Below are 23,335 nucleotides of genomic sequence, written 5' to 3'. Positions count from 1 at the left end.
CCCCAGCCCTCGCTCACAACAACGCAAGCAGGCGCCCAAGCGTATACTGAAGTCACCACAGGGAGAGGTCATTTTACCTAAGGGGCTAAGATGCGGAAGATTACAAACTGGCTTGCAGAGCACCAAATCGCCGAGGTGGAGTGCCTGGTACCTGATATGTCGGGCAATGCCAGAGGAAAGTTCACCCCAACCGACAAATTCCTCACCCAGGACAGCCGCCTTCCGGAAAGCATTCTGGTTCAGACTGTGACCGGCGACTACGTCGATGAACATAACGAACTGGTAGACCCGGCCGATACGGATATGCTTTTGGTACCCGATCCCGATTCAGTTCGCCTAAACCCCTGGGCCAATGATCCCACTGCTCAAATTATTCATGATTGCTATACACGCGATGGTCGACCCCATCCGATTAGTACACGCAATATTCTCAAATTTGTTCTAGAAAAATATTCAGCTAAAGGGTGGAAGCCGATTGTTGCCCCTGAAGTGGAATTCTACCTGGTGAAACGAAATTTAGACCCGGATGAAAAACTTTCCGCACCCGTTGGTCGCTCTGGCCGCACAGAAAAAACCCGGCAATCTTATAGCATCGATGCGGCCAACGAATACGAACCTATCATTGAGGATATGTATGATTTCTGTGAGGCACAAGGCCTGGATGTGGACACGCTTATCCATGAGTCTGGCACCGCGCAAATGGAGATAAATTTTCTGCATGGAGACCCTTTACGACTCGCTGACCAGGTTTTCACTTTTAAACGGACAGTAAGGGAAACTGCACTGCGCCATGGAATTTATGCAACCTTTATGGCGAAACCGATGGAGGATGAGCCTGGCAGCGCACTACACTTACATCAAAGCGTCATTAATGAAAAAACCGGAAAAAATATTTTCACTGACAAAAATGAAAAAGAAAATGAAACATTCTTAAACTTTATTGGCGGCATGCAGAAATATACACCTGGATTTATCAGCTTTTTTGCCCCGAATGTAAACTCCTATAGACGTTTTACTCCGGAAATGGCTGCACCGACCAGCCTGCACTGGGGCTATGACAACCGCACAACTGGATTGCGAGTTCCCGACAGCTCCCCTCAAGGAAAAAGACTGGAAAATCGCTTTCCAGGAGCTGACTGCAATCCATATTTAGCCATTGCCGCCTCTCTCGCCTGTGGCTATTTAGGGATGATCAATAAAGTGGCACCCAGCGCACCTTACCAGGGCGACTGCTCCATGGAGCCCATCACCCTACCCCGCACGCAAGAACATGCCCTAAATCTTTTATTGGAGTGTGAAGAAGCAGCAGAAATGTTTGGCAGGAAATTCGTAAAAGCATGGAGTGCAATTAAGCGCGATGAATACGAGGAGTTCAACAGGGTAATTAGCTCATGGGAGAGGGAGTACCTCCTTCTAAATGTTTAACCTTAAAAATGATCACATTATTTTTTTAAAAATAATATTTAACTGGCACCCCACTCATTCAGCAGGAATAATTAGGCGTATCTTTCGGATTTCTCCGGCAGGATATTAATTGCTGATTTGTGACTACCTGAGCAAAAATATCGAAAACAATTCAAATATATAGGTTTATCATCACCTTTTTGTTGCCACTATGCGTACGCAAGGTAATCTCAGGTTGCCCGTTAAAATCGGGTAACAGGTTTGAGAAAGCGTACGTCATTACCGCATGTGCGGTCCCACCTCTGACGTCTGGTTATCTTCTGCTGTCTTACCGCACTAAAAGACCGGCCCGTACCGACCAGCCATTTTTTTGTAGTAACCCACAAGGGTATCTCCCGGCCCGGACGTCCGGTTTCATATAAAAAGTTATAAAGGGAAAGCTAGCAATGAAACATCTAATAGGAGTTACCTGCACTTTAGCTTTAGCTATAAGTGCCCAGGCTGCCGATCGCATCCCCGCTACACCGGATATGCTCTCGCCGCAAACGCTAACCGCTGCCGCAGGGTCCGATATGGCTCTGGTAAAAGTCCGTGAGCGGACCCTCGGAAGCGGAAAAACTGTTGCCCGCTATCAGCAGACACATAAAGGCATACCGGTTTGGGGACAGACCGTAACCAGTTCAGGCCAGGGTTTAATTACTGAAGTTCACGGCGACGTTCTGACAGGACTGGAAATCGAAGTACCGACTGTCCGCGCATCTATTGACGGTGATAACGCCCTCGATCGCGCAATGAACCACCAGATTACTCAACGAGCCCAACAAGGAATTATGCAGGGAGCGTTATCCCTGCCAGTTCTGAAGCTGGAAGCCAAGAACCAGAAAAAAGAGCTGTTTGTTTACATTAATGAGCAAGATGAGGCTCGTCTCGCTTATCTGGTGAACTGGGTTGAATACGGCGAAGAACCCAGGCGCCCCTTCTACTTCATTGACGCCATGACTGGCGAAGTAATCAAGCACTGGGACGGCCTTACGTTCCAGGATGCTCAGGGCCCTGGTGGCAACCAAAAGACTGGCCGCTATGAATACGGCACTGACTTCCCCTCTATGGAAGTGGATGCCAACTGCCGCATGGATACCACTAACGTGGAAACTGTGGATTTGAACCACGGTACCAGCGGCGGCAGCGTTCACCAGTTCACCTGCCCTTATAATGATTACAAGGAAATCAACGGCGCCTACTCACCGCTGAACGATGCCCACTTCTTTGGAGGTGTGGTCTTCAATATGTTCAACGATTGGTATAACACCTCACCGTTGACCCAGAAGCTGCGTTTACGTGTGCACTATGGCAACAATTACGAAAACGCTTTCTGGGATGGCAGCCAAATGACATTTGGGGATGGCCGTAACACCTTCTACCCATTAGTCAGCCTGGATGTAACAGCACACGAGGTCAGCCACGGTTTCACCGAGCAGAACTCGAATCTTGTTTACAGTGGTCAGCCGGGCGGTATCAACGAAGCCTTCTCTGATATTTCAGGTGAAGCCGCCGAGTACTTCATGACCGGTAGCAACGACTGGCTGGTTGGAGCCCAGATTTTCAAGTCCAGTGGAGCCTTGCGTTATTTTGAAGACCCCACCCAGGATGGAAGCTCCATCGGCCATGCCGATGACTACTATAACGGCATGGATGTGCATTACAGCTCCGGGGTTTACAACCGCGCATTCTACCTGATAGCCAACACCTCTGGCTGGAATACCCGCACGGCGTTTGATGTGTTCGTCCTTGCCAATCAGATGTACTGGGGAACCAACTCTGACTATGACGAAGCTGCCTGTGGCGTTGAGCAAGCGGCTGTTGACTTGGGATACACCAAGGCTGACGTTACTGCAGCCTTCAATACTGTCGGTGTTACCTGTGACGATACTCCTCCCCCCCCTCCCGGTGAATTAGAAAATGGTCAGTCTGTGGATGGCCTATCCGGCAGCTCTGGTGATGAACTTCATTACACTCTAGAGGTTCCAGCAGGAGCTACTGGCCTGAGCTTTGCTATGTCTGGCGGAAGTGGAGATGCAGATCTCTATGTACGCTTCGGCGCTGCTCCAACTACTTCCAGTTACGACTGTCGTCCTTTCAGCGGGGGCAATAATGAGACTTGTGATATAGACGATGCAGACGTGCAAGCAGGTACCTATTACGTCATGGTACGCGGTTATAGTTCCTTCTCCGGTGTCAGCCTGGTAGGCAGCTTCACAGGTGACGACGGAGGTGGCAACTCAGACGGCTGGGAGGAAACTAACCTTTCCGGCTCTGCGAATGCATGGCAGCACTTCACCCTGGAGGTAGGCAGTGGTGCATCAACCTTGAATGCAACGATGTCAGGCGGTAGTGGTGACGCAGATCTCTATGTTCGCCATGGTTCAGCACCAACTCGCAATACCTGGGATTGCCGTCCATACAAGTGGGGCAATGATGAAAGCTGCAGCATCAGCAACCCGCAAAGCGGTACCTGGCATATCAGCATTCGTGGCTATCAGTCATACTCCGGTGTCACCCTGAGTGCTCAAGCAGAGTAAATATATCTGCTGAGGAGTTCGATTCCCTTGCCATACCAGCGGAACCGAACAATAAAAAAGGCAGCCATCAGGCTGCCTTTTTTCGCTTCAGGTTAGAGTCCCTAAGAACCACACTATTTGTGGCTGGGATCCTTCCAGTAATCCTTCACCGTATTCTTCATCTCTTTCGCCAATACGGTAATACCGAACAAGTTGGGCAGAGTCATTATGACAATGGCTACAGCGGATAGATTCCAAATAACAGTCGTATCCTCAATTGCCGCCCAGAAGAAGGCGATAACATACACAATTCTGTATGGCATAACCGCTTTGGGGCCAAATAGGTAGATCATGGAACGATCACCATAGTAAGACCATGCGATTGCGGTAGAGAAAGCGAACAGCAAAATTCCCAGGGTAACAATCAAGCCACCATACTCACCGAAGAAACCGCGCTGGAAAGCCTTATTGGTAAGCGCTACTGAGTGCACCAGGGATTTCCCCCAAATATCCACATCTTCATTGGCAAACTTACCATCCACCACATTAAGTACACCGCTGAATTCATCTTCACCCACCCGGAAATCCAAGTCTTCAGCGATAGAGCGCGCATGGATCAAGGTAAAATCCTGAGCGTTTAGCGGGCGACCATCGGTTACAACCACCGAGCCATTATAGGGTTTCACATCGCTGGGCTGGCTACTGAGGTAGTTAAATAACTGCTTCACCTCCTCGGGGTTACCTTCGTCATAACGCCCTTCCACTACATAAGTATCCGCACCCTCAAACAGGTTTTCATGTTTTTCGCTCCAGACACCGGAAGACAAGATTACCAGGCCGGTCAAGGTACAGATAATGATGGTATCGATAAATGGCTCGAGCAGGGAGACCATGCCCTCGGAAACAGGCTCATCGGCACGCGCAGCGGCGTGAGCAATCGGCGCAGAGCCCTGCCCCGCTTCGTTGGAAAAGAGGCCACGGTTTACACCACGGTTAAAGGCATAGGCGAAGCTGGCTCCCAGGAAGCCCCCTACTGCAGCGCTGCCAGTAAAGGCATCGCGGAAAACGGCCACAAAGGAGGGAACGATATTTTCTATGTTGTAGAAAATCACACCCAGTGCACCAATCACATAGATCAGCGCCATTGCAGGAACAATAGTGGAAGTCACCTTGGCGATTCGGGTAATGCCGCCAATAATCACCATACCCAACAGGATGGCGAGTACACCACCGGTCAGGGCTTTTTCAATACCAAAGGAGTCATGCATTGCCTGAGCAATATTATTCACCTGAGGCAGGCTTCCAGTACCGAAAGAGCAGATCACTGTAGCAATGGCAAACAAGACTGCCAGCCACTTCATATTGAGGCGGCGCTCCATATAGAACATGGGGCCACCAGCGTAGTAGCCATCTGCGGCTTTAATACGATACTTATGGGAGAGCGTTACTTCGACAAACTTGGTTGTCATACCCAGGAAGGCGGTCATCCACATCCAGAACAGTGCGGCCGGACCACCCAGGAAAATAGCAAGACCTACACCACCAATATTACCGGTACCCACGGTACCGGAAAGCGCGGTAGCCAGAGCCTGGAAGTGCGAGGTATCACCCGGATCACCAGGTTTATCGTATTTACCCTGGACGATCTTGATTGCGTGCCCGAAATAGCGAATTTGCGGGAACCCAAGATAAATGGTGAAAAAGAAACCTACCCCGAGCAACACCCAGGGAAACCAAGGTGCCGAACCGAGCATGCCGTCCAATGACAGCAGCAGTTGATTAAAGGAATCCAAGCTAACCCCCCACTCCTCTGAATTAATTCTGATTGTTTTATATACAGCAACAGCCGTAATTTGTTGCGCAGGTTAGCAGCTTACGCAGCACTAGAACAGTAAAGGGGCGTTAAACCGTTTGAAATGAAAAGTTTTGCCGGTAGGGAAACAAAGCAAATTGTCCGCCAGTGTGAACAAAAACTATATTGCTGCAACCTTCATAGCTACCATTGCGCAACTGATGTAAAAGCCCGTGAAAGGCTTTGCCGGTGTAGACGGGGTCAAGCAAAATTCCCTCGAGGCTGGCCACCTCATTGATTGTCTGGTAGACCTCAGGACCGGCTGCTCCATACCCAGGCCCGATAAAATTCGCATTTACATCAACCTCGAGAGATGAAAGATTGATCTCGTTTCCCGTCAAGCGGCTCCAGTGAAAGATATCCTCGCGAACTTTGTCCTCGAAGTAGGCTGCACTATCACATACTGCGTACCCGGTGACCTTCGTTTTAACTTGAAGCAACTGGCAACCCAGGGTCAAACCTGCCTGAGTTCCACCACTGCCGGTGGCACTTACAATATACTCTGGCTCAAAGCCTTGGCTGTGACAATCCTCTATTAGCTCCTGCGAAGCAGACAGGTACCCCCAAATCCCCAGCCCGTCACTAGCGCCAGTGGGAATACAAAGGGAGCGATGCCCCAGGCCCAGATATTCCTCTTGCCAATAAGCAAAGTTCCTTCCAAGTTCAGCTGTATATTCTTTGGGCGGATAGATAGATACTTTTGCACCAGCGAGATGGTCCAGAAGCAAGTTCCCATCCACTAAAGTATCAGGCTCTCCCCGCAAAATAAGGTGTACTCCAAGCCCTAGGCGCGCACCGACAAGTGCCGTTGTTCGACAGTGGTTGGATTGAATCCCCCCACAGGTAATCAAAGTGTCACAACCCCGGCTGAGTGCCTCTGCCGCTACAAACTCCAGCTTTCGCAGCTTGTTACCAGACATCCCAAATTCAGTCAGATCGTCCCTTTTTACCCAGATTCTGGGGCCACCAAAAGGAAGGGAGTAACGCTCACTGATTCGATCAAGAGGCTGCAGTGGTGTTGGCAGGTTGCCAAGACAAAGGCGCTCAGGCAACTCGACAAGCAGGCTTTTGGGCACAAGAGACTCCTTTTCTATGGACAGGGCTAATATTGGCGTCGTTGCTCTGTCTGTTTTTACAAAATTGCGGTCGTAGAAAGGGTTACTTAAAGACGAAAACAGCCTTCGTCATAATTCGAGTACCCACCTGAATTTTGTATAATTCTGAAAAGCCCATTATTTTTTGGATTATCGCGGGCTTCGATTCACGCTGACTATTAGCTTGCACTGCTCTTCCAAAAGATTTTTTCTATAAGGGATAACATAGAGTGCAAAGAATCAATCTCACAGAAACGAGAAAGCCCGGCAATCGCCGGGCTTTCTCAACTGGACAATTGTAAGATCAAGCCAAAAGGCTATCAGATCTTTTTAATTGTGCCTTTTGGCAAAACAGCGTGAACTGCCACTTTCTGGAATTTCAAGGACATGTTGTCCGCAACTTCCAGAACAATGTAGTCCTCATCCACCTTATCAACACGACCGAGCATACCACTGCTCATCACCACTTCATCACCTTTTTTCAGGGCACCAACCAGCTCCTGGTGCTCCTTTTGACGCTTGCGTTGAGGGCGAATAATAAAAAACCACATGAACGCGAACAGGCCCGCAAACATCAGCAAGGTAATCATTGGATTACCTTGTGGTGCCGGCGCTGCCTGCTGTGCCATCGCAGAGGGAATAAAAAAGCTCATGCAAAACCTCAAAGAGTCAGCCTATAAAATTGCCGCCAACTCTAACGGGTTTACCCCGTCGAGGCAACGGATCGGGCCGACCAGAGCAAGATCGGCCAAACCAATTTCCACTTAAAAGCGCTGGCGAACCTGGCGTCGATAGCCAGTAGGCGACATACCGGTCCAACGTTTAAAAGCGCTGGTAAAGCTGGTTCTGTCGGAGAAATCCAGAATCCTTGAAATTCCATCAACACTGAGCGCAGTATCCTTCAGGAAGTGCACTGCATGGCGAAAACGCACATGATCGCGCAGTGAGGCGAAGCTCAGATTGTGCTCTTGTAAACGACGCTGCAGTGTCCGGGTAGACATGCTTAAGTCGGAAGCAACGGGGCGAATTGCGAGAGAGGCCTTACCGATGCGCTGCTCAAGCACATCGATCACTCTGGCAGCAATGCCAAAGCTGGTAGCCTCGGGGGGAGCCAGCAGCTGGTCGAGGATATTCGGATCACCGGATATCCTAGCCTGCTGAAGGGATTTATCTTCAGAGAGCGAAGTCTGGTCGGGCTGAGTATGGTTCATCGAGCTGCTCCTTTTGAGTTCCGTGAGCCGCAGTTATTTTTCTATGTCCGCATCAAGCGAATCCCGATTGCCCCTGCCCACTCCAACACCAACTTCTTCAGCGGGCTACCACTCGATGCGGGATGCACCAAAAACAGACATCGAATCCTTCACAGAGATGTACAATTTTTAAACTAACCGCTCCGGCAATACCCCACAGAGACACACTCTCTCGCCGGCGCACCTTTCCTTTACAACGACCAGTATAGACCAAGAATTGAGAATGCAAGGGACGACAGCGGTTTTTTTCATCTTATTGTGCTGTATAGGGCAGAAATACATGGCTGCAGTGCTCGTTTTCCATGCCAAACACCAAAAAACAGGGCCCAGAGGCACCCAGAGCACCCGCTAAACTATCACTTGCGCCGAATTAACTAATCAAGATTCTCCCCAATCCAGTTAAGGACATCCTCGCTGTGAGTCTTGGTTTTGACTTTATCAATGATATGACGCAAGCGGCCGGTCTGATCAATAATAAAGGTAGTTCTGATCAAGCCCATGTATTCCTTACCCATAAATTTCTTCAAGCCCCAGCAGCCATACTTGTCCGCGATCTTATGATCTTCATCAGACAGGAGGTCAAAATTGAGTTCGTGCTTGTCGATAAAACGTTGCAGCTTGGCTTCTGGATCCGGGCTGACTCCGAGAACCACAGTATTAAGTTTTTCAAAGTCACTACTACTATCGCGGATACCACAGGCTTGGGTGGTACAACCTGGCGTCAGAGCTTTCGGGTAGAAATAAAGCACAACATTACTTTTGTCACGAAAGTCTTTAAGAGAAACCTTCTCACCACTTTGGTTGGTAAGAGTAAAAGCCGGTGCTAAATTGCCGATTTTGGGAAAAGCCATAAGAAATCCCCTGGGGAGTAGTTACAAATAATGTCGGGGATTATATCGAAAAGTGGATAGGGAGGACGCCAGTACTGCTGAGAAATCAGAATTGACGCAAGTGAAACTCCTGCTCCTTGCGAGCAATGATACCGATCCGACCCAGCTTCTGTACCAGCTCAGCCTTCTCCGCATCAGTGAGGAACTCCCCCACTTCCAGGCAGCCCTCAGGCCCACTGAAGCTCACTTTGGCCGGTTCAGCGGAGCTCGCCCCCATACGAACAAGAAGGGCCAGCTTATCTCGGGAAAACTCGCGGTGGTAAACACTCTGCTGCCTAAAGCCCTTACAGCAATCAAAAACCACCTGCTCATTATTAATTCGTATAACCTCACGACGTGTTCCCTCCATGCACACGTAGGCAAACAAAACCCCCAACAGCAGGATCTCAAGGCCGGCAAATGGCAGGATCATCCAGGCTCCAGCAAAGGCAAAGGCAAAGCTAATGCCCAAGGAGACTGCAACAAGAGAGAAAAACACCCATAAGTTGCCGGAAACCGACAGGGATTGATTCGGCTGTAAGAGAATACAGGCACAGCGGGAGGAGTGGCGGCCGACTTCTGTGACCATAGCAAACGCTTCCGACAAACACTTAACAATCAGTGTAGTGCCAGCATCCCAAGCCCACATCCGGCGGGCGACTCATTGGTTCAACCTTTAAGTCACACCATAAAAAAACCCGCACTAGCTGTGCGGGTTTTTAATGCCACCCTGTCTAACGACAGGCTGTCAATTCATTGCGATTATGGCAGCAGGTGAGCTACTGCATCACGCTCTTCCGCCAGCTCCTGCTCTGTAGCAGCCATTTTCTCGCGGGAGAATTCGTTGATTTCTACGCCTTGCACGATTTCCCAGTCGCCGCCTTTACAGGTGCAAGGGAAGGAGTAAATCAAACCTTCTTGAATACCGTAGGAACCATCGCTGTAAACAGCCATGCTGGTCCAATCGCCTTCAGCAGTACCCAACGCCCAATCGCGCATATGGTCAATAGCGGCGTTAGCGGCGGAAGCGGCAGAAGATGCACCGCGTGCCTTGATGATAGCGGCACCGCGCTGCTGCACGGTTGGGATAAAGTCGTTCTCGTACCAGTCTTGCTCCACTTTATCCATTGCCGGGGTGCCAGATACTTTAACCTGGTGAAGGTCTGGATACTGAGTGGAGGAATGGTTGCCCCAGATGGTCATGTGGGTAATGTCATTAACACTGGACTCAGTCTTATTGGCCAGTTGCGACAATGCGCGATTATGGTCCAGACGGGTCATAGCGGTAAAATTGCGTGGATCCAGGTCCGGCGCATTGCGCTGGGCAATCAAGGCATTGGTATTAGCCGGGTTGCCAACAACCAGAACTTTTACGTTGCGAGAGGCAACATCGTTCAGGGCCTTGCCCTGCGCGGAAAAAATTGCAGCGTTGGCTTCCAATAAGTCCTTACGCTCCATGCCCGGTCCACGGGGGCGCGCACCTACGAGCAGAGCGTAGTCAGCGTCTTTGAACGCAACAGTAGCGTCATCGCTCTGTACAATACCCGCGAGCAGCGGGAAAGCACAGTCTTCGAGCTCCATGGCAACGCCTTTTAGCGCTTCCAATGCCGGAGTGATTTCCAACAGCTGCAAAATAACTGGTTGATCTTTACCCAGCATCTCGCCGGAAGCAATACGGAACAGCAGCGAATAGCTGATCTGACCGGCGGCGCCGGTAACAGCAACACGAACAGGTGCTTTCACGATAGTTCTCCTCGTTTGTAAGCGGCCGCATTATAGGGCCTCGTGTGCAAATTTCACCTCAAGCGATAGAATTACTGGCTCAATTTCTTGGTGAATTTCTTTATCGTCCAACCAACGCATTAAAAGAACGATTATGCCAGTGCAATTTCTCGATAACGCTCTTGTAGAGAACAATAGACCTGGCCACTGTAATCCGCCGCAGAAGGATCGAGCTGCCCGGTAATTTCTGCCAGGTGTTCATTGTCTTCTCGACCAGCCCAGTTCTTTATATAAGTGCCTTCTTTATAACCGTTATCCTGACGAAAACGGTTGAGTACATTTTTACCAACATATCGCTGGTACAGTTCAGCAAAGGGCATTGCCACATCTGCAAGTAATTGTGCAAAACCACCCAGATCGAACTGCTTACTGGCCAAAGTATTGAGCGTGAAAGATTCCAGGTTCTCGCGAAAATCACCTGGGGCCCGCAATCCCTTTTCTATTTCACCCAGCATAGTTTCAGCCACTTTCTCAGGTGACCCCTGCTGCAACTCCAGGCTAAGACCAAAGTGCCAAATATCTACCAGCTCAAGCTTTACTTGGTCGATTTCCGGCTGTTGTTTTTTCCACCACTTCCAGCCATAGTGATCAAGTAACTCTGCACTCTCTACCCAGATCGCCCGGTACCAGGCAAAATTCTGGGCCCGCCAATTTTCATTGACCACGGTATTAATTTCATCTTGCAGGGTCAGCATGACCTGCAACTGCTGCTTCATCATTCGGGTACTTCCTATAGTCGGGATCAGGCTAGGCTGCCCGCGGGAATAATCTGAAAAAGTTTTCTGTAGTTATTTCAGCCAGCTGTTCGTAGGGGATGCCACGCAATTCGGCAATAAATTCTGCCACCTCACGCACATAAGCTGGAATATTGGCTTTGCCCCGGTAGGGAACCGGCGCTAAGTAAGGAGAATCAGTCTCCACCAGCAAGCGGTCCAGTGGTAGCTTACGCGCAACATCGCGGAGCTCCCCAGCATTCTTGAAGGTGACAATACCAGACAGAGAGATGTAGTAGTTAAGATCCAAGGCGGATCTTGCCATCTCCCAGTTTTCGGTGAAACAGTGCAGTACACCAGCTGTTTCCAGGTTTCCATGTGTACGGATCAAATCGATAGTATCTTCACGTGCATCGCGGGTATGCACAATTACCGGTAATTGCGCACTCCCTGCAGCCTGTAAATGGGCGATAAAACTCTGCTGCTGAACATCTTTGGTTTCTGTACTGTAATAGTAGTCAAGGCCGGTCTCTCCCAACGCTACCACATTGGGACGTTTGGCCATTGCTATCAACTTGTCAACACCGGCCAAACCAGATTCCACATCGAGCGGATGGATACCTACCGAACAGACAACATCGCGGTAGCGAGAAGCGATTTCAACAACTGCGTCGGCATTATCGAGGCTGATGCCAACACAAAGGAACTTACCAACACCACGATCGCGCGCCAATTCAAGCACCGCATCGAGGTCACCATCAAATTTATCGAGCTTTAACCTGTCCAAGTGACAGTGAGAATCTACGAGCATGTGTAAGTTACAACGTATGAGTGGGTCGGCTGGACTCAAGCGTACCGGCCAAATAGGTTTCTATCTTGTTTTGCGCAATATTATCTTTATCGCCAAACTGAACCCCAATCCCGGGAGTTCTGTTACCCTGGGCTCCATTCGGAGTAATCCAAATCACCTTACCTGCCACCGGGATCTTTTCCGGCTCATCCATTAGGCTCAGCAGCAGGAACACTTCATCGCCAAGACTGTAAGATTTATCGGTACTGATAAATAAGCCACCATTCTTCACAAAGGGCATATAAGCCGCGTAGAGAACTGACTTGTCTTGAATCTTCAGCGATAGGATGCCGTTGCGGGCACCGCCTCCCATGGCTTTCATGCTCAACCTCAATGTTCTTCAATGATGCGCTAACTTATCTGAGCGTACTGATTCTGTCCAGAAACAGCGCTTTTTCATCTTTTTCGCACCTGTAATTATAAATTTGCAACCTACTGAAAAGCGGCACTAGACAGTAAAGAGCCTTGCCCAGCGAATCATCAACTCCTCAAGCAGCAGGCGACGATTGGGGTTAGCCCCGCTCTTTAACCCTTTGCGCGCTTGCAGTAGGTGATCATAGAACCCAAAGAGAGGACGCAAACCCTCCTCCCCACCACCAGGTAAACGCTGTAAAAGCGCCATTAATTGGGCATCACCGGTCAAATCACAACTGCGTACCTGGGCCATTTGCGAGATCCACTGCTGCCAAAACTGCAGAAGCTGCTCTATTTCTGTGCACTCCGGAGGAGCCTCCCAACGCCCGGCAACTGCAACAGCACTGGTGCGCCCTTCAGCAATACTCGTGAGCTCCCGCAGGAACTTTTCACGTACTTCACGGGCTTGGGGCTCTGCCAACTCAGCCGCCAACAGGGGCGCACCACCAGACAGAGCCAGCGCACGCCGTGCCAGCTGTTCTTCCAGGCCTTGATTGTGCAGCCACTGCAAAGCCACTTCCTCTGCTGGAGAGGGAAAAGTAATCGACTGACAACGGCTGCGGATCGTTGGCAACAGCCCAGCAGGAGAATCACTAATCAGCAAAAAAATAACCGATGCCGCCGGTTCTTCAAGATTTTTTAGCAGGGCATTAGCAGCATTGATATTCATCGCTTCCGCCGGTGCCAGCCAGACCAACCGCGCCCCACCGCGGCCACTAGTCCGCGAGACAAAATCACCCAATTGGCGAACCTGCTCCACCTTAAGTGGAGAACCGGCTTTTTCCGGTTCTATTCTCAGGAAGTCTGGGTGGGAACCAGCCTGCCACAAGCGGCAATCTTTACAGCCTCCACAAGCCTGGCCACCCTGCGGTTGTTCACACAACACCAACGCAGAAAAAGCTTCAGCAAATGCGCGTTTACCCAGGCCAGCCTGCCCTGTTAGCAGTAAAGCATGTGGGCAGCGCCCTGCCCGCCACTGGGCTCCAATGCGCTGCCACTGCAAGGCCTGCCAGGGCAACAGCTCGGGGATAGGTATATGTTGAAATGTTTCAGACACTGACAATTGCCAAGTTTAGATCCAGGAAATTTTTTTAAATGAACACGCCCACTTTGCCAAAGAAAGCGGATATCCGAATCAAATCAGCAGGCGCTCCAGCTCCTGGCCAAGATCCCGCTGCACCTGCTGCAGGGGCTGTCCGGCGTCAATGATGGCGTAGCGGGAAGGTGAAGCCTCGGCACGTTTGCGATAGGCGTGACGCACTCGTTGAAAGAAGCCCAAATGCTCACTTTCAAAACGATCGGCAGCACCGGTATTCGCTGCTCGTTGTAAGCCAATCTCCGGATCGAGGTCCAAAAGCAATACTTTGTCGGGACGCAATGTACCCTGTACAGTATTTTCCAGTTGTTCAATCAGTGGCCGGTCCAGTTGGCGACCACCACCCTGGTACGCATAAGTGGCATCTGTAAAGCGATCACAGATTACCCACTCACCACGCTCCAGCGCAGGTAGGATAACCTGGGCCAGATGTTGGGCACGTGCTGCGAACACCATCAGCAGCTCAGCGGTCGGATTCACAGGCTCTTCACGCTTCGCCAGGAGCAATTCTCTCAACTGTTCTGCCAAAGGCGTACCGCCAGGCTCACGGGTTTGAATAAACGGAATATTACGGTCTGTTAACCATTGGGTAATAAATTTCAGGTTGGTTGATTTACCAACACCTTCACCCCCTTCCAGGGTTATAAATTTTCCGCGCGACACTGTAACTAATTTCCTTTTGCTGGACTGGAGCGGTAATCCGCTCGTCGCTTCAGCTGATACTCTCGCACTGCACGGTTGTGCTCTGTCAGAGTTGTCGAAAAATGATGGGAGCCATCCCCCTTCCCCACAAAGTAAAGACTCCTGCCCGGCTTCGGGTTTAATGCAGCCCTAATAGCTGCACGTCCAGGCAAAGCAATCGGTGTAGGTGGAAGCCCATCGATTACATAAGTATTGTAAGGAGTCGATTGGCGCAAATGGGCGCGGGTGAGATTACCATCATAATCCTCTCCCAGCCCATAAATCACGGTGGGGTCTGTCTGCAACCTCATTCCCTTGTGCAACCGGCGAACAAAAACCCCCGCAATCTCGCTGCGCTCGGAAGGCTGCCCGGTTTCCTTCTCTATCAGCGAAGCCATAATCAGTGCCTCGTAGGGGGACTTGTAAGGAAGGTCATCCCCTTTAGCCTGCCACTCTTCCTCGAGAACCTGCCGCATACGCTCATAAGCTTCTCGCAGGAGTTCGATATCGGTAGTACCGGATCGGTAAACATAAGTATCCGGGAAGATCCACCCTTCCACAGCGCCTTCGTCAAGCCCCAGTGCTTTAGCTGCAGCGCTGACAGTTCTGCCCGCTTCAGATTTTACAATATTCCGCCCGGACCTGATTTTTTCCAGGGCTTGTCGAAACGTCCAGCCCTCAACCAGAGTCACCCGGTAACTGGTGACCTCTCCTCTATTCAGGCGCGCAATCAGATCCATAGCAGTGCTACCGTGGGGCACCAGATATTCCCCGGAGTGAATATCGGTTTTACCTTCCCAGTAGGCGTAGGCGAGAACCAGGCGCGGCCAGTTGATTACACCTTTGGTCTTCAACTCCCGGAGGGTTTTCGAAAGACTACCGCCCTTTTCTACCTGCAACTGTAAACCGCTTTCCTGCAGCTGAAGCGGTGTCGCCAAGGCTGCCTGCAGCACCCATGCAGAAGCTGCCACCAGCACGCACGCCAGGAGAACGCTGGCAAAAAAGGCCTTCCATAACTTACCGAGGGCGCCGGCCCGCTTTTTCTTCACCACAATGCTTCCACGATCAACTGCTGTAACCTCCGCGCACCAGGTCCTATCGACCAACTTTTATAGCCAATAATCTCGACAACAGGTATTACTCCGCGAACACTGTTGCACAGGACCACTTCATCTGCCTCACAAAATGTCTCGATGTTCATATCCTGCTCCTGCCACCGGATATGACCGGAAAGCCAATCCAGCATAACCCCATGAACACCACACCTGGTCAAATTTGGAGTTACCCAAGTATTTCCAAATCTCGCCAAGAGATTACAGCGCAGGCTCTCAATTACTCGGCCCGAATCATCAAATATCAAACCGTCGAGGCGTTCACCATCAGGCAGCTCGGCTCTCGCAGCATTATATCGACTGCGATCCAAAAATTTGCAGCCCAAGTTCTTACTTTCCGAGCTGAGCAGCCTAGTGTGGCAAGGATACAGGCGAGCACCAAGCTCCTCTTCAAGACCGCGCATCAGGGGCAGGAAAGCTAAGTCCCAGCACTCACGCCCATCGACAAACCCTACACGAAGTCGTGCAACTGCTGCATTTTGACTACATTTAGCAGCCAATTTTTTAATAAAGCGGTCAATATCAGAAAGAAGCAGTGCGCTGAGGGCAGAGCTGCGTACCAGCCGAGATCGGTGTAGAGACCACAGCGGCAGACTTCCGTTGTGACAACGCATGGTTTCGAGGATTCCATTTGCATAGTCACTATCGGGCACCAGTTCGCTAGCCCGGCGCCCTTTTCGGTAGAACTGCGGCAACTTGGACATACTCTCCTCGGGGTGAGAGTTGCCCGCCCTACGGCGGGCAGGCAGGGTCAGACTCGCTTAAAAATCAGCGAGCCATTAGTGCCACCAAACCCGAAGGAGTTGGATAACACAGACTCAATGGCTGTTGGCTGCGCCTCTTGGGGCACTAAATTAATATCGGCGCACGCCTCATCTGGTTCATAGAGGTTCATCGTGGGCGGGGCTATTTGGTCACGTAGCGCCAACACAGAGAATACCGCTTCGATCGCACCGGCAGCGCCCAAAAGGTGACCTGTCATAGACTTAGTGGAGCTAACAGCTAGTTTTTCAGTGTTACCTGCAAAAACCTTCTGAACAGCCTCGATTTCCGCTTTATCCCCCAGAGGAGTGGAGGTGCCATGGGCATTGATATACTGGATCTCATCAGCATTCATGCCTGCATCCTTGAGCGCATTCTGCATAGATAGCGCCGCACCCGCACCATCTTCCGGTGGCGACGTCATGTGGTGGGCATCACCACTCATACCAAAACCGCTCAATTCCGCATAGATATTCGCACCACGTGCTTTGGCATGCTCATACTCTTCCAGCACAAGTACTGCAGCCCCCTCACCCAGAACAAAACCATCCCGGCCTTTGTCCCAAGGACGGCTGGCAGTTTGGGGATCATCGTTACGTGTCGAGAGCGCCCTAGCTGCACAGAATCCACCGAGCCCGACAGGAGTGGTCACCATTTCTGCACCACCACACACCATCACATCGGCATCACCATACTGAATCGTACGCATGCCAAGGCCCAACGCATGAGTGCCTGTTGTACACGCCGTGGTCACCGCAAGGTTCGGCCCACGCAGGCCGTACTTAATAGACAGATTACCAGCGACCATATTAATAATGGCACCAGGCACAAAGAAAGGCGATACGCGGCGAGGTCCCTTCTCCGCAATTAACATCGCATTGTCTTCGATGGCCATAATGCCACCCATTCCGGAGCCAATGCAGGTCCCCATGCGCTGGGCACCCTCGCCACTCACCTCCAGACCACTATCCTGCATAGCCTGGATACCTGCAATCAAACCGTATTGCAGAAAAGTATCCATCTTGCGCGCATCTTTCGCGGGCATATAAGGAGTGGGATCGAAATCTTTTACCGTAGCTGCAAAGCGGGTTGAGAAAGCTGAAACATCAAAGGTTTCTATCGGAGCTGCGCCAATGGCCCCCTTCAGAATGCCAGACCAAGTTTCTCCTACGGTGTTACCCAACGGGCTGACTACGCCCATTCCGGTTACAACAACTCTTCTGTGCGACACTGCGGTCCCCCCGAAACTCTTGCGGCCGCTGCACTCCCCCCGTACGGTGAGGGAAACAACATTCGGCCAGCAGTCACAATTCCATAGTGCTCATAAAAAGAGAGCCGCGCTATGTAACATAGAACGGCTCTCAGAATCGCTTGGCTACGTACAGACACTATGCTGTTCGCGCCTAAACTACCCAGCAGGAATTAACCAAGGTTGTCCTTGATATAATCCATTGCCAGCTGAACAGTAGTGATTTTTTCGGCTTCTTCGTCAGGGATTTCAGTTTCGAATTCCTCTTCCAAAGCCATAACCAGCTCAACTGTGTCGAGTGAGTCCGCGCCCAGATCTTCAACAAAAGAGGCTTCAGGCTTTACGTCTTCTTCCTTCACGCCCAGTTGTTCAGCAACGATCTTTTTAACGCGCTCTTCAATGCTGCTCATGATTCAATTTAACTCCTAGTGGGTAAAAATCTGTTTTAGTCGTTATTGTTATTTCACCAACTTAATTGACGGTGATAACGACCGGCTCACACAGCTTTTGGATAATTCAGAGGCCATTGTACCCCAAGTTTTTAGGGATGTAATGTACGGCCCTGCACCACCATCAGCAAATAACAAAATACTCCTAAAATCAATGAGTTAAAGAAGTATTTTTAAACAAACATCAGGTCATGTACATGCCGCCATTGACATGAATTGTCTCACCAGTGACATATCCTCCGGCATCGCTTGCCAGGAAGGCTACCACAGATGCGATTTCTTCGGGCTGACCAAGACGGCCCAAGGGGATTTTACCAAGTAGCGCTTCGCGCTGAGCTTCTGGCAACACCTTGGTCATATCTGTATCAATAAAACCCGGAGCCACAGTATTTACGGTAATTCCACGAGAACCAATCTCGGCTGCAAGGGACCGCGCAAAACCAGCAACACCCGCTTTAGTAGCCGCATAATTGCTTTGTCCGGCATTACCCATGCTACCGACTACAGAGCTGATATTAATAATTCGCCCCCAGCGAGCCCTGGTCATATCCCGCAAGCAGGTTTTGGTCATACGAAAAACTGCAGATAAGTTAGTTTCAACAACAGAATCCCACTCATCGTCCTTCATGCGCATCAGCAGGTTATCTTTAGTGATACCTGCGTTATTTACCAAAATCGTTGGCACGTCAAAGTCATTCTTTATGGCAGCATGAAGTCCGGCAATACTCTCCGCACTGGTAACATCAAGCACCATACCAGCTCCCTTGATACCCTTTTCAGCAAAGCGCGTGCTAATTTTTTCAGCACCGCCTTCACTGGTGGCAGTGCCGACCACTGTTGCCCCCAGGCTACCCAACATATCTGCAATTGCCGCACCAATACCGCGGCTGGCACCGGTAACCAGGGCTACTTTGCCCTCCAGGGAAATCATTAGGCTCATACTCGCTTTATCCTTATTCAACCAATGGCAGTCGCCAAAACACTACTCAGACCGCTGTAGCTCTCAGTGCCTCATTGAAATTACTGGGGCTGTCGATGTTGTGGCAAGCAACACTGCGATCAATACGCTTTGTCAATCCAGCCAGCACCTTGCCTGGCCCACACTCAACCAACTGCGCAGCGCCATCGGCGATAATCTTGCGGGTACATGCAGTCCAGCGTACCGGGCGATAGATTTGCTCAATCATTAGAGCCTTAATTGCGGCAGGATCCGGTTCAACTCCCGCATGCACATTGTGCACAACCGGAATTTCAGGTGTGTTAAATTCCGCCGCTTCAATCTGGGGAGCAAGCTTCTCCGCCGCTGGGCGCATCAACTCTGTGTGGAACGGGGCACTTACCGGCAGGGACATTGCTTTCTTAGCGCCGGCAGCCTTGCAGGCCTCTATAGCACGATCAACCGCTGCGCTATTGCCGGCAATCACTATTTGCCCAGGAGAGTTGTAATTTACAGCGGAAACCACCTCACCTTCTGCAGCACTGGCACAAGCAGCTTCCACAGCCTCATCTTCGAGACCTATCACTGCAGCCATAGCACCTGTACCCACAGGAACCGCTTCCTGCATCAAACGACCGCGCTCCCGAACAAGATGCACTGCATCTTTAAAGACCAGCACTCCAGCACAAACCAGGGCAGACCACTCCCCCAGGCTATGCCCCGCCATACGAGCAGGCTGGGCTCCCCCACGGGCACGCCACAGGCGATACAGGGCTACACTGGCAGTCAAAAGAAGAGGCTGGGTGCGCTGAGTGAGATTGATCGCCTCTTGCTCACCGTTCTGGCAGAGATCCCACAGATCATAACCAAGAACCTCTGAAGCTTCGGCGAAAGTGGCCTGGATTTCGGGAGCCTCTTGAGCAATCTCAGAAAGCATACCGATCTTCTGAGATCCCTGCCCCGGAAAGACAAATGCAAGCGCAGCATTGGTCATAAGATATCCTTAAACCTATTTGGCAAATTTCAGTAGGAGGGGGAACGTACTTCCTACCCCATTTCCTTTGAGTTTCGCTCGCCAGCCTGGGCCATAGCGGCACCAACCTTGGCGGCCAGGTTGGCATCAGCACATTCCTTCGCCGTCACCATTGCCCGGTAAAAAGCCTCGCTACTGGCTCCTCCGTGACTTTTGATCACGTTGCCCTTCACCCCTACAAAGCTGGCGCCATTATAGCGAGCGGGTTCCACCTGTGTACGCCATTTTCGCAACAGCTTTATGGCTAATTGGCCAAAAAAACGCTTGAAACACCCCTTTTTCTCGATAGTGAACGCTTTTTGACCCATTAGTCGAATCACACCCTCAGCGGACTTCATCGCCACATTTCCCATCAACCCATCGCAGACAACCACATCGACAGAACCGGTAAATATGTCGTGCCCTTCCACAAAGCCCACATAGTTGACCTCTGGATCCGCCTCAAGCAGCTCTGAAGCGCGACGAATCTCAGCAGTCCCTTTGTGTGCCTCCGAGCCAATATTCAGTAAAGCGACCTCAATACTCTCGCGGGGGATAGCCGTATGAATGTGCTGAGCTTCAATACCCATACGCGCAAACTGCAACAAATCTTCCGCGCTACAACCAACATTCGCACCGAGGTCCAAAAGATAGCAGGAGCCGTGGCCGGAAGGGACCGATTTGCCCAGCGCGGGCTTTCGAACGCCATCAATATTACCCAGTATGCTACGACTCAGGGCCAACAGCGCGCCGGTATTTCCCGAGGTAACCATAGCCTGGGCATCACCACTGGCAACCGCCTTCAAGGCCTCTGCCATAGTGGAGCCACGCTTGCGTCGCACGGCCTGCAGCGGATTACACTCTTGCGTAACAACCTGGGCGCAATCGACTATTTCAAGACGGTTAGAAAATCGGGTTTTGTGAAACTCAAGGATCAGAGTCTCAAGCTGCGCGCGAGGGCCAAATAACTTCAGCTGCGCATTGGGGAAATTTTGAAGAAATCTAATACAGGCCGGAACGACAGAGCGGGGACCTAAGTCCCCGCCCATTGCATCCACGGCCAATCGCAATTGGCTGGACAAGGCTTACTCTTCTTCGGAGCCGCCGCCGATTTCAATCACCTTGCGACCGCGGTAGAAACCGTCTTTGGTCACGTGGTGGCGACGATGCTTCTCACCGGTGGTAGGGTCCACAGAGAGAGTTGCACCAGCACCCAGGGCGTCGTGAGAACGGCGCATGCCGCGACGGGAACGAGTCTTCTTGTTTTGTTGAACAGCCATTGCTAGCTCCTAAAATAAACAAATTTCACTGGAACCGGGGCGCCTACCGGCGAGCCCAAACTCCTCGAATAAATCTAGGACTTACCCGAAGAACCCTTCAACTGCTCCAGCACTTTAAAGGGGTTTTCTCGTTGCTCACCCGCCTCCGCTTTCTCCTCACCGACATGAAAACTGTCCCTGGAGACGCATTCCTCATCGTGATAAGCCACCATCGGCAGATTGAGCAAAATTTCATCTTCAAGGATCTGGTGCAGGTTTAGCTCCTCGCTTTCCTGGATCACCGGATCCAGATCCTTGGGGAGGGCTTTACCCTGCTCCTCAGACCAAACGATACCCCAGCAAAACTGTGCCTCAATCTGCTCACGCACTGGGTGCAGGCAGCGCTGGCACAGCAGCTCAACAGTACACGACACTTTGCCGTTTACAGTGAGATGACCTTGCAGATCGCGCCCAAATTGCAATTCAGACACGACCTCCCCATCCACAGATTCCACGGCTGTACGCAGTCGATCCAGTGGTTCCCACGGCAAAATACCGTCTAAATACTGTTCACGCTGCACCAATTTCCGAGCATCAATGCTCTTTGGTAATACTGATTTTGAGGGGGCTATCGACATAAGCGCGCAATTCTATGGACTCACTCTACCCTTGTCAAAACAATTAAGGCGCTGCAGTATCGCGCGGTCACAAACTTCGACCAATCAATTACGGAAACACCCCCTGGAATGTCTCTTTCACTGATACTGGCCTCAAGCTCCCCCTACCGCAGAGCATTACTAGGGCAATTGCACCTCTCCTTTGAACATATTGCACCCCAGATAAATGAGGAGGCAAAACCCGGGGAGAGTGCCAACGCTTTAGCCCTGAGGCTCGCTGAGGAAAAAGCTCACGCACTGGCGCCAAAGAACCCTCAATCGCTGATTATTGGCTCCGATCAGGTAGCAGAGTGCAATGGCCGCATCCTGAGCAAGCCAGGTAACCGCGAACGGGCAATCACCCAACTCCGCGCCTGCTCCGGCAACAAAGTTACCTTCTTCACCGGGTTATCCGTGCTTAACAGTACGACCAAGAGACAACTGAGCTCAGTAGAAATCTACACCGTTTACTTCCGCCAGCTCGGTATGGAGCAGATAGAGCGCTATATAGATCTGGAGGAGCCCTACGATTGCGCGGGCTCATTCAAAGTTGAAGGGCTAGGTATCACGCTCTTTGAAAAACTAGAGGGCTCAGATATCAACACTCTGGTGGGCCTCCCCCTGATTCGCCTGGTAGATTTCCTTGGTGAATTCGGCATCAGCCCACTAGCACCAGCAACTAGGGAACCAAAGGCGGCCAGCTAAGCAGGCCTGAGAACTCATCAATTATGGCCTTGGGCCGACATTCCTGCAGCCTGGTAGGGCAATGGGCGCCATAACTAACACCGATGGACGGCATCTCAATAGCCGCTGCCATGTCCAAATCGTAAACCGTATCACCAACCATGACAGCTTCCTCAGCCTTATGGCCGGTTTCAGACAGCAACTCGCTTAGCATCAGTGGATCAGGCTTGGAGGCAGTCTCATCGGCACAGCGACTAGCGACAAACAAATGCCCCATTCCATGCTCTTTGAACTCGCGATTGAGGCCCCGGCGACTTTTACCTGTCGCCACTGCCAGCTGATGTCCGGCACAAAGCAGCTTATCGAGGGTATCCAACACCCCATTGAAAAGCGGCAAGGGTTCCACCCTCGCAGCCATCCACTCCTCTGAGTAAAACTGCCGCAAAGCCAGCTTATCCTCACTTACAGCTTCAGGGAAAAGTGTTGCCACAGCCTCTGGCAGGCCGAGTCCGATAATATTGCTTACCGCCTCAGGTGCCAGGACCGGCAACCCTACCCGCTCAGCCGCTCGCAACATGCAAGCGACAATACGCGACTCAGAATTACAAACTGTGCCATCCCAATCGAGAATAACCAACATACAACCAGCAGA

The 23,335-nt window shown here is 51.1% G+C and carries 25 protein-coding genes; 3 read left to right on the top strand and 22 right to left on the bottom strand.

Translation table 11 applies throughout. From position 1 onward, the window contains the following. Nucleotides 1-90: 90 nt before the first annotated feature. Both ACJJJB_RS07030 and ACJJJB_RS07025 read left to right on the top strand, forming a co-directional pair. The gene (locus tag ACJJJB_RS07030) at nt 91-1,425 is read left to right on the top strand and encodes a glutamine synthetase family protein (RefSeq protein WP_020415223.1); all 1,335 of its coding nucleotides are present in this window, start codon (nt 91-93) and stop codon (nt 1,423-1,425) included. Nucleotides 1,426-1,850: 425 nt separating this feature from the next. Next, nucleotides 1,851-3,983: a M4 family metallopeptidase gene (locus ACJJJB_RS07025; RefSeq protein ID WP_020415222.1), complete on the top strand. Its 2,133-nt coding sequence runs from the start codon at nt 1,851-1,853 to the stop codon at nt 3,981-3,983. Between the two features lie 113 nt (nt 3,984-4,096). On the opposite strand, the gene ACJJJB_RS07020 is transcribed toward ACJJJB_RS07025, so the two are convergent. The 21 genes from ACJJJB_RS07020 to ACJJJB_RS06920 form a co-directional block, all read right to left on the bottom strand. After that, on the bottom strand, nt 4,097-5,755 hold the full coding sequence (locus tag ACJJJB_RS07020; protein ID WP_020415221.1) for an alanine/glycine:cation symporter family protein: 1,659 nt from the start codon (nt 5,753-5,755) through the stop codon (nt 4,097-4,099). A 109-nt stretch (nt 5,756-5,864) separates the two neighbouring features. Then, nucleotides 5,865-6,890 carry a D-cysteine desulfhydrase family protein gene (locus ACJJJB_RS07015; RefSeq protein WP_445365949.1) on the bottom strand — a complete coding sequence of 342 codons (1,026 nt, stop codon included), beginning with the start codon at nt 6,888-6,890 and terminating at the stop codon, nt 5,865-5,867. Between the two features lie 338 nt (nt 6,891-7,228). Then, nucleotides 7,229-7,561 carry a preprotein translocase subunit YajC gene (yajC, locus tag ACJJJB_RS07010; RefSeq protein WP_020415218.1) on the bottom strand — a complete coding sequence of 111 codons (333 nt, stop codon included), beginning with the start codon at nt 7,559-7,561 and terminating at the stop codon, nt 7,229-7,231. A 111-nt stretch (nt 7,562-7,672) separates the two neighbouring features. Beyond that, nucleotides 7,673-8,119: a helix-turn-helix domain-containing protein gene (locus tag ACJJJB_RS07005; RefSeq protein ID WP_020415217.1), complete on the bottom strand. Its 447-nt coding sequence runs from the start codon at nt 8,117-8,119 to the stop codon at nt 7,673-7,675. Nucleotides 8,120-8,532: 413 nt separating this feature from the next. Beyond that, entirely contained in the window at nt 8,533-9,009 is a 477-nt protein-coding gene (bcp, locus tag ACJJJB_RS07000) for a thioredoxin-dependent thiol peroxidase (RefSeq protein ID WP_020415216.1), read from the bottom strand. Between the two features lie 85 nt (nt 9,010-9,094). Beyond that, entirely contained in the window at nt 9,095-9,616 is a 522-nt protein-coding gene (locus ACJJJB_RS06995) for a DUF2244 domain-containing protein (RefSeq protein ID WP_040629442.1), read from the bottom strand. Nucleotides 9,617-9,789: 173 nt separating this feature from the next. Then, entirely contained in the window at nt 9,790-10,770 is a 981-nt protein-coding gene (locus ACJJJB_RS06990; RefSeq protein WP_020415214.1) for a malate dehydrogenase, read from the bottom strand. Nucleotides 10,771-10,901: 131 nt separating this feature from the next. Then, nucleotides 10,902-11,528: a dUTP diphosphatase gene (locus ACJJJB_RS06985; RefSeq protein ID WP_445365948.1), complete on the bottom strand. Its 627-nt coding sequence runs from the start codon at nt 11,526-11,528 to the stop codon at nt 10,902-10,904. 28 nt (nt 11,529-11,556) lie between these two features. After that, complete coding sequence (locus ACJJJB_RS06980) at nt 11,557-12,333, bottom strand: TatD family hydrolase (RefSeq protein ID WP_445365947.1); 777 nt, start codon at nt 12,331-12,333, stop codon at nt 11,557-11,559. Nucleotides 12,334-12,340: 7 nt separating this feature from the next. Next, nucleotides 12,341-12,694: a PilZ domain-containing protein gene (locus tag ACJJJB_RS06975; RefSeq protein WP_020415211.1), complete on the bottom strand. Its 354-nt coding sequence runs from the start codon at nt 12,692-12,694 to the stop codon at nt 12,341-12,343. 126 nt (nt 12,695-12,820) lie between these two features. Next, nucleotides 12,821-13,843 (bottom strand): DNA polymerase III subunit delta', encoded by a 1,023-nt coding sequence (locus ACJJJB_RS06970; RefSeq protein WP_020415210.1) that lies wholly within the window; start codon nt 13,841-13,843, stop codon nt 12,821-12,823. Nucleotides 13,844-13,921: 78 nt separating this feature from the next. Continuing rightward, on the bottom strand, nt 13,922-14,545 hold the full coding sequence (gene tmk / locus ACJJJB_RS06965; protein WP_020415209.1) for a dTMP kinase: 624 nt from the start codon (nt 14,543-14,545) through the stop codon (nt 13,922-13,924). A gap of 5 nt (nt 14,546-14,550) precedes the next feature. Then, nucleotides 14,551-15,612 (bottom strand): endolytic transglycosylase MltG, encoded by a 1,062-nt coding sequence (gene mltG / locus ACJJJB_RS06960; RefSeq protein WP_020415208.1) that lies wholly within the window; start codon nt 15,610-15,612, stop codon nt 14,551-14,553. After that, the gene (locus tag ACJJJB_RS06955) at nt 15,609-16,379 is read right to left on the bottom strand and encodes an aminotransferase class IV (RefSeq protein ID WP_353375327.1); all 771 of its coding nucleotides are present in this window, start codon (nt 16,377-16,379) and stop codon (nt 15,609-15,611) included. Before ACJJJB_RS06955 ends, mltG begins: the two co-directional genes overlap by 4 nt. Nucleotides 16,380-16,426: 47 nt before the next feature. Then, the gene (gene fabF / locus ACJJJB_RS06950; protein ID WP_282950748.1) at nt 16,427-17,668 is read right to left on the bottom strand and encodes a beta-ketoacyl-ACP synthase II; all 1,242 of its coding nucleotides are present in this window, start codon (nt 17,666-17,668) and stop codon (nt 16,427-16,429) included. Nucleotides 17,669-17,859: 191 nt separating this feature from the next. Continuing rightward, entirely contained in the window at nt 17,860-18,096 is a 237-nt protein-coding gene (acpP, locus tag ACJJJB_RS06945; RefSeq protein WP_020415205.1) for an acyl carrier protein, read from the bottom strand. Nucleotides 18,097-18,319: 223 nt separating this feature from the next. Further along, a complete protein-coding gene (fabG, locus tag ACJJJB_RS06940) occupies nt 18,320-19,075 on the bottom strand; it encodes a 3-oxoacyl-ACP reductase FabG (protein WP_020415204.1) in 756 nt (251 codons plus the stop codon). 46 nt (nt 19,076-19,121) lie between these two features. Then, nucleotides 19,122-20,066, bottom strand: a complete 945-nt coding sequence (gene fabD / locus ACJJJB_RS06935) for an ACP S-malonyltransferase (protein ID WP_445365946.1) — start codon at nt 20,064-20,066, stop codon at nt 19,122-19,124. Nucleotides 20,067-20,119: 53 nt separating this feature from the next. Continuing rightward, the gene (gene plsX, locus ACJJJB_RS06930; RefSeq protein ID WP_282950751.1) at nt 20,120-21,166 is read right to left on the bottom strand and encodes a phosphate acyltransferase PlsX; all 1,047 of its coding nucleotides are present in this window, start codon (nt 21,164-21,166) and stop codon (nt 20,120-20,122) included. 3 nt (nt 21,167-21,169) lie between these two features. Further along, a complete protein-coding gene (rpmF, locus tag ACJJJB_RS06925) occupies nt 21,170-21,364 on the bottom strand; it encodes a 50S ribosomal protein L32 (RefSeq protein ID WP_020415201.1) in 195 nt (64 codons plus the stop codon). 74 nt (nt 21,365-21,438) lie between these two features. Further along, on the bottom strand, nt 21,439-21,981 hold the full coding sequence (locus ACJJJB_RS06920) for a YceD family protein (protein ID WP_282950752.1): 543 nt from the start codon (nt 21,979-21,981) through the stop codon (nt 21,439-21,441). A 108-nt stretch (nt 21,982-22,089) separates the two neighbouring features. Between ACJJJB_RS06920 and ACJJJB_RS06915 the strand changes: the two genes are divergently transcribed. Beyond that, the gene (locus ACJJJB_RS06915) at nt 22,090-22,704 is read left to right on the top strand and encodes a Maf family protein (RefSeq protein WP_020415199.1); all 615 of its coding nucleotides are present in this window, start codon (nt 22,090-22,092) and stop codon (nt 22,702-22,704) included. Here the strand turns inward: ACJJJB_RS06915 and ACJJJB_RS06910 are convergent. Beyond that, the gene (locus ACJJJB_RS06910) at nt 22,679-23,323 is read right to left on the bottom strand and encodes an HAD-IA family hydrolase (RefSeq protein WP_020415198.1); all 645 of its coding nucleotides are present in this window, start codon (nt 23,321-23,323) and stop codon (nt 22,679-22,681) included. The genes ACJJJB_RS06915 and ACJJJB_RS06910 overlap by 26 nt on opposite strands. Nucleotides 23,324-23,335 lie beyond the last annotated feature (12 nt).

Source organism: Microbulbifer variabilis (assembly GCF_052468405.1).
This window is presented reverse-complemented; position numbering and strand designations above follow the sequence as displayed.